This window comes from Acinetobacter rudis, from assembly GCF_000829675.1.
GTDB lineage: Bacteria > Pseudomonadota > Gammaproteobacteria > Pseudomonadales > Moraxellaceae > Acinetobacter > Acinetobacter rudis.
Map to the genome: position 1 here is coordinate 1 of NZ_BBRX01000015.1, position 7,805 is coordinate 7,805.

General features: G+C 40.1%; 6 protein-coding genes. 3 read left to right on the forward strand and 3 right to left on the reverse strand.

The genetic code is table 11. The features are described from left to right. The 3 genes from Aru01_RS02530 to Aru01_RS02540 all read right to left on the reverse strand — a co-directional run. Positions 1-1,035 (reverse strand): aspartate aminotransferase family protein (locus tag Aru01_RS02530; RefSeq protein ID WP_042111118.1); only part of this gene is annotated, 1,035 nt, incomplete at its 3' end. 140 nt (positions 1,036-1,175) lie between these two features. Beyond that, a complete protein-coding gene (locus Aru01_RS02535) occupies positions 1,176-4,286 on the reverse strand; it encodes a multidrug efflux RND transporter permease subunit (protein ID WP_016656847.1) in 3,111 nt (1,036 codons plus the stop codon). After that, a complete protein-coding gene (locus Aru01_RS02540; protein ID WP_016656848.1) occupies positions 4,286-5,491 on the reverse strand; it encodes an efflux RND transporter periplasmic adaptor subunit in 1,206 nt (401 codons plus the stop codon). The genes Aru01_RS02535 and Aru01_RS02540 overlap by 1 nt, the downstream gene beginning before the upstream one ends. Before the next feature lie 145 nt (positions 5,492-5,636). On the opposite strand from Aru01_RS02540, the gene adeR reads away from it, so the two are divergent. The 3 genes from adeR to Aru01_RS02555 all read left to right on the forward strand — a co-directional run. Next, positions 5,637-6,365: an efflux system response regulator transcription factor AdeR gene (gene adeR / locus Aru01_RS02545; RefSeq protein WP_040331242.1), complete on the forward strand. Its 729-nt coding sequence runs from the start codon at positions 5,637-5,639 to the stop codon at positions 6,363-6,365. Continuing rightward, entirely contained in the window at positions 6,362-7,474 is a 1,113-nt protein-coding gene (gene adeS / locus Aru01_RS02550; RefSeq protein WP_016656850.1) for a two-component sensor histidine kinase AdeS, read from the forward strand. The genes adeR and adeS overlap by 4 nt, the downstream gene beginning before the upstream one ends. Before the next feature lie 7 nt (positions 7,475-7,481). Then, positions 7,482-7,805, forward strand: a 324-nt coding sequence (locus tag Aru01_RS02555; protein WP_042111120.1) for a GNAT family N-acetyltransferase, incomplete at its 3' end; no start/stop codon positions are given.

Genomic DNA, 7,805 nt, shown 5'->3' on the forward strand with positions numbered 1-7,805 from the left:
CTGTTCATAATCTTTTTCAGCTGTCATACGCATCACTTCTAAACCAAGTGCTGTACCCAATGGGTTTGATGCAAATGTAGAGTGAGTTGAGCCTACAGGGAAGACTTCTGGATTGATCAATTCTTCACGTGCCCAAAGACCAGCCAATGGGTTTAAACCATTGGTCAATGCTTTACCAAACACCACAACATCTGGGTTAATCCCAAAATGTTCAAATGACCAAAGCTTACCTGTACGATAGAAGCCCATTTGAACTTCATCGACAACCAACAAGATTCCATACTGATCCAATACTTTCTTCAATGCAGGATAGAAGTTCATTGGTGGGATTACATATCCACCTGTACCTTGAATCGTTTCAATATAAAATGCTGCAAATTCACTTTCACCTGCCTTAGGATCCCAAACACCGTGGTATTCAGTCTCAAAAAGACGCGCAAATTCAGCAACTAATTTGTCTGCATACTCTTCAGCAGTCATTCCCTTAGGACGACGGAATGGGTATGGGAATGGTACAAATTGAGCACGATCACCAAAATGGCCATAACGACGACGGTAACGATAACTTGAAGTAATCGAAGATGCCCCTAAAGTACGACCATGGTAACCGCCTTCAAAAGCAAACATACGGCTCTTACCTTTACAGTAATTACGTACAAGCTTGAGGGAATCTTCAATAGATTGCGAACCACCAACGTTATAATGTACGCGACCTTTTTGCCCAGTTTTGTTTTGAATATCAAGCGCGATCGCTTTACTCAATTCAATTTTAGTTGGGTGTAAATATTGACTGGCAATCTGTGGCAGCTCATGAATTTGGTCAATCAACACTTTTTCTAAGCGTGGGTTTTTATAACCGAAGTTGACAGCCGAATACCACATTTGAAGATCTAGATACGCAATATCTTGATCATCGTAGAGATAACTTCCCTGACAATTTGTAAAAATTTTAGGCGGATTCACATAATGTACTGTGTCGCCATGAGAACAATATAACGCTTCATCTTGTAATAGCTGAGCTTCATTAATTGTCATAGGTGTTTTCCTGTAGAACGATAAACAACGTTGTAAAATAATTTAATCCATTGATTAAACTATAAAATCTGTCTCTATATACTTTAAATTAGGCCGATCACTAAGATCGGCCCAATTGGGTTAGATGAAATTTTTGATGATTAAGTTTGTTTCGCCTTAAAACGATTGACTATTTTTTCAACTGTACTCAGCACAAAAATAAAGAATACTGGTACAAAGAAAATTGCCAAAATTGTTGCACTGATCATGCCGCCAAACACCCCAGTTCCAATCGCATGTTGCGTTTCAGAACTTGCACCTGTTGCAAAAACCAAAGGAATTACGCCACAAGTAAAGGCCAAAGAAGTCATGAGAATTGGGCGAAGGCGCAGCTTGGCTGCTGCAACAGTTGCCTCGATCAAACTCATACCTTCTTCTCTTAGAACTTTTGCAAACTCAACAATTAAAATTGCATTTTTAGCAGAAAGCCCAATGATGGTGATCAACCCCACTTTGAAGAAGATGTCATTGGGAATACCTCGAATCATGACAGCAATCACAGCACCAATAAGACCTAGAGGTACAACCAACATCACAGATAAAGGAATTGACCAACTTTCATAAAGTGCTGCAAGCACCAAGAACACCACAAGCATAGATAAGGCTAAAAGGAAATTGGTTTGTGATTCTGACTCTTTTTCCTGCAAGGATTGCCCTGTCCATTCAATCCCGATACCTTTAGGTAATTGCTTAGCAATGCGCTCCATTTCGGTCATCACTTCACCACTTGATACCCAAGGTAAGCCTTCTCCAGCAATACTCAGCGCAGGTCGACCATTGTAACGATTATATTGTTGCGCTGATTGTGTCCACACTGGTGTCACGATTTCATAAAGCTTGACCAGTTTTCCAGCCTGACTCTTTACATTTAAGTTTAAAATGTCTTGAATCTGCATACGTGAATTGGCATCGACTTGGACAATCACTTGCTGCATACGACCTTGGTTTGGGAAGTCGTTGATATAATTTGAACCCATCGAAGCAGAAATCGTCTCGTTAATATCATTAAAGTTGACACCCAATGCTTCAGCTTTCGCTCGGTCGATACGTAGATCGATGTTATTTCCTGGTGGTAAACCATCTGGATAAACATAAGCCAGCTTTTCACTTTTCGCCGCTAAGGCCAACAACTGTTGCTGTGCAGCATATAAGGCTGGCATTCCTAGGTTAGCTTTATCTTGTAAACGTAAACTAAAGCCAGAGGTAGAGCCCATTTCTTCAATTGCAGGAGGAAGTACAGACATAATCTGTCCTTCGGTACTTTCCTTCATGGCCTTATTCACAGCAGCCACTTCATCAGCAGCACTACTGTTACGATCCGCAAAGTCTTTTAAGTTTGTAAATGCAATCGCTGTATTTTGACCCGAACCACTAAAGCCAAAGCCCAACACTGAAATATTGTCTTTGATATCTGGACGACTTTCTAAATGTTGTTCAAACAGTTTGACAATATCTAAAGTCCGTTGCTGGGTTGCATCGGCTGGCAATTGAAATGACGTAATAAATGAGCCTTGATCTTCATCAGGTAAAAATGCCGTTGGAATAAACTTAAAGCCAAGCACTGTCAGACCCACGAAGAATACAAAGAGCACCATCATCGGCAGAATATGACGGACACATTTGATGAGTATACGTTCGTATTGTCGGTTTAATTGATCAAAGCGCTGATCAAACCAAGCAAAAAAACCTTTTTTCTTATGATCAGCAGCAATCGGTTTGAGCAACGTTGCACAAAGTGCTGGTGTCAAAGTTAAAGCTAAAAATGCTGAGAATAAAATTGAAACCGACATGGTTACGGTAAATTGGCGATAAATAATCCCGACTGAGCCACTAGCAAACGCCATCGGTAAAAATACGGCTGCAAGGACCAAAGTGATCCCAATGATTGGACTCGATATTTCATGCATCGCTTTAGAGGTTGCTTCCTTCGGGCCTAAGCCTTCCGTAGCCATAATACGCTCTACATTTTCGATAACCACGATAGCATCATCTACGATAATCCCAATAGCCAACACCATACCAAACATCGTCAGTACGTTAATGGAGTATCCAAAAAGCAGCATGACCGCAAAAGTACCAAGTAATGCAATCGGTGCCACGATCGAAGGAATTAAGGTATAACGCACGTTATGTAAGAACATAAACATCACGATAAATACCAAAATCATCGCCTCAAGCAAAGTCATGATTACTTTTTCAATCGAGACTTTAACGAATGGAGCAGTATCATAAGGAATCGAAAATTCCATCCCTTGAGGTAGCGACTGACTCAATTCATTGACACGTTCCTTCACCGCTTCTGAGGTTTTAACCGCATTGCCTCCTGGACTGATCTGAATTGCCAGTGCTGTTGCGGGCTTACCATTTTCTAAAATAGAGAAGCTGTAACTTTGTGCGCCAAGCTCTACACGAGCAACATCAGAAAGCTTAACCTGTGCGCCCTGTTGATTTGCACGTAAAGTAATGTCTTTAAATTGCTCTACGGTACTTAACTGACCTTGTGCTGTCAGTGGTAAACTAATCATTTGCCCTTGTACTGCGGGTAAGTCACCCACACGCCCAGGTGCGATTGGACTATTCTGTGTCTGAATGGCTTGACTAATATCAGCCATTGAAAGTTGATAAGAGACCAACTTTTTAGGATCTACCCAAATCCGCATGGCTTTTTCAGCACCAAATGCTTCAATACGCCCGACGCCTTCAACTCGTTTTAGCTCTTCAACCACATTACGAACTAAATAATCACTGAGATCAATTTCTGAAAATTGGTGATTAGGTGAGTGAATACCCACCATCATTAAAAAGCCAGAAGATGCTGCTTCAATCGCCAAACCCTGTTGTCTGACCACTTGAGGTAAGCGTGGTTCTACACTTTTCAACTTATTTTGAACATCAACTTGCGCCATTTCTGGATCAGTACCCGGCTTAAACGTGGCCGTAATACTTGCGCTGCCAGAAGTATCCGAACTTGAACTGTAATATAGTAAGTTCTTCACACCTGACAATTCTTTTTCGATCAAAGACACCACACTATCATTTAAGGTTTGCGGTGTTGCGCCTGGATAGGATGCATAGATACTAATTGTAGGGGGTGCTACCGACGGGAAACGTGCAATTGGCAATTTGGGAATACTTAATAGCCCAAACAAGACAATAAATATTGCGATCACCCAAGCAAAGATAGGACGTCGAATAAAAAATTGTGACAACATCAGCTTCCCCCTGAACCTGCGGTTGCAGGTGTTTGCGACGCTTGTACCGCAGCTATTGGTGCGACAGGAGCTTTCCACTCTGCGATATTCAGCTTAACTTTGGGTTGAATACGCTCATGACCTTGAACCACAACACGTTCACCAACCTTTAAACCTTGCTGAACGACATAATAGCCCTGTTGTAATGCACCCAAAGTTATAGGACGTTCACTGGTATTTTGTTTAGCATCAACGACTAACACTTGAGCTTGCCCATTTGGATTACGCTGTACTGCCTGTTCAGGAATAACAATCGCATTGGGCTGCGAAGCACGATGCATACGCACGCGTACATACATCCCAGGTAAAAGCTTACGCTGTGGGTTGTCTACCAAAACACGGATATTGACATCCCCTGTTTCAGGATCGACTTGTGTATCAGAAAACAACAGTTTTCCTGTCACTGGATAAGGTTGTCCCTGACTATTTAAGATTTCAACATTAGATACCGCACTTTGCTGTAACTCTCCACGACTCAACTGGTCTTGTAGGGCTTCATATTCTGCAATAGACTGTTTAACATCGACATAAACCTTATCAATCTGCTGAACCACAGCCATCGCATTTGCATCATTACTATTTACCAAAGCTCCCTCTGTCACCAAAATTTTCCCAATACGACCTGAAATTGGTGCCTGAACAGTGGCATAACGTAAATGTAATTGTTGACGTGCCAAAGTGGCTTTAGATTTTGCTACTTGTGACAATGCCTGTTGATATGCTGCTTCAGTATTTTTAACGTCTTGTTTACTCACAGCATTGCTTGGCAATAACTGTTGATATCTTTGTAGTTGTACATGTAAGCGCTGAGCTTCAGACTCAGCGCTTGCTAAAATTGCTTTTTCACTGTTTACGTCAGCTTGAAATAACTCTGAATTAATTTTAAATAAAGCTTGTCCTGCTTTAACTTCACTTCCTTGATGAAACAGTACTCGCTCTAAAATACCACCGACCTGTGGGCGAATTTCTGCAACACGGTAAGCTTGTACCCGTGCTGGTAAATTTTCTTCGTGTTCAACAGCCTGTTGCTTCGCTGCAGTGACACTAATTTTGACTGGACCTGTATCTTCTGCGAACATTGCAGCATCATCGTCAGCAGAACTACATGCTTGTAATGCGGCAGTGATTAAACCCAAGGAGAATAAATAAACCAGCGGCTTATACATTATAAATTTCCGATTTTAGATGGAAGAATTATTCAATACGACTGTGTAATAGAAGTTGCTAGAGTGTGGAAATTGTGTGGAGATTTTCACAATATTTTTATTTAAAATCATTTAAGCTAAAAAAAACTGTACTTGTGACGATATGATGACCCCTTCCTCATTCCAATTTGATCATCCAGGTAAAACCATTTTAGTCGTTGAAGACGACTACGATATTGGTGATATCGTTGAAAATTATCTTAAAAAATCAGACTTTCATGTGATTCGTGCCATGAATGGTTTACAGGCACTTGAGATCCAAGCCAGTACAACAGTTGACCTTATTATTTTGGATGTAAAAATGCCACAAATGACAGGTTGGGATGTACTGAGTACCTTAAGACAAAATAAATCTACACCTGTAATTATGCTGACAGCGCTCGATCAAGAAGTCGATAAAATCGTAGCACTGCGTATGGGTGCCGATGATTTTGTAGTAAAACCGTTCAATCCCAATGAACTTGTTGCACGAGTACAGGCTTTACTGCGTCGCTCCTCTTTGACGACTCAGCGACAGTCACAGCAAACCATTATTTATAAAAATATTGTGATTAACTGTGAAACACATCATGTGTCTATTAAGCATCAACAGCATATACAAGCACTGAATCTCACTTTAACTGAGTACAAGATTTTGCATTTAATGGCGCAATATCCGAATAAAGTCTTCACCCGCCATGAACTCATGACACAATGTTTACCAGATAGCGATGCCTTAGAACGTACCGTTGATAGTCACGTCAGTAAGCTTAGAAAAAAATTAGAAGATCAGAAGTTGATGAACTTACTGATTAATGTCCGTGGTGTAGGCTATCGTTTGGATCAAGTACAATGAAAATGAAGCATAGTATTAGTCGCCAACTCATTGTCACTCTAACTAAAGTCAGTATGGTGACAGTACTATTTTCTTGTTTCACAGGTTATTTTATCTATACCCTTGCTTTAGATTTTAACCTCATCACTGAACAAGAATTGATGTCTGATGAATTCATCTTAAATATTGCAGATTTTCTTTATATAGCTTTCGTCGCAACCGTTGGCTTTATCACGTCTATTTTCCTAGGGATTAAGTTATCGCGTAAGTTTATTAGCCCTATTCAAGCGATTGCTGAAACAGCACAACAAATTAGTCAAGGTAAACTCTCAGTACGTGCGCAAGTTGACTCACAGAATTCTCCAGCAGAACTACTACAACTCATCGACGACTTTAATGCCATGGCGAGTCAATTAGAAACTTCTGTAAAAAACACCAGCATGTGGAATGCTGCAATTGCCCATGAGCTACGTACTCCTGTAACCATATTACAAGGCCGTTTACATGGCATTATTGATGGTGTTTTTGAACCCAATGTATTACTGTTTAAAGATTTACTTGGTCAAGTTGAACAATTGTCATTGTTAATCGAAGACCTTCGTACTTTGAGTCTGGCAGAAAATCATCAGTTACGTATGAACTTTGACGAACACAGCCTACACCAGATTATTATTCACAGTATCGAACATTATCAAGACCGTTTTGAACAAGCCCAATTGCGTATACAAGCAAATTTGACAGAAGGCAGTTGTTACTGCGATGAACAACGAATTAACCAGGTCGTGATTGCATTATTTGAAAATTCTATTCGTTATGCAGAGCCAGGTTTAATCAAAATTAGCAGCAGTAAAAACGATCAAGATTGGATACTTAAATTCGAAGATGAAGGTCCTGGTATTGCAGAGCAGCATATTGCTTATTTATTTGATCCTTTTTATCGTATTGAGCCTTCACGTGGTAAAAATCAAGGTGGAACAGGTCTAGGTTTATCTGTAGTACACGCAATTATTTCTGCACACCAAGGTCAAATTTACTATGAAAAATCTCAATTGGGAGGCAGTTGTTTTAGAATCATTTTGCCAATCTTTAAACCACAACCACCAATTGAATTAAGTACACAACAGGTTTAAATCCTCTATGCACATTGAAATTATTTCTTTTCAAGCTTTCCACATTGCTGAGTGTGCGAAACTATACTGTGAAACTTACAGTGCTGAGCCTTGGAATGAACATTGGGATTCTGAGCAACCCATTATTGATTTTTTATCTGCACACTTCGCCAATAATTATTTTTTAGGTTTTGTCGTCAAAGCTAAAAATAAAATAATCGCAGCCAGCATTGGATTTAAAAAACCATGGAATCAAGGCATGGAATATTACATTGATGAATTTTTTATCCATCCTGCCTACCAACGATTACATATTGGTTCAAGGCTCATGCAATATATTGAGCAACAATGC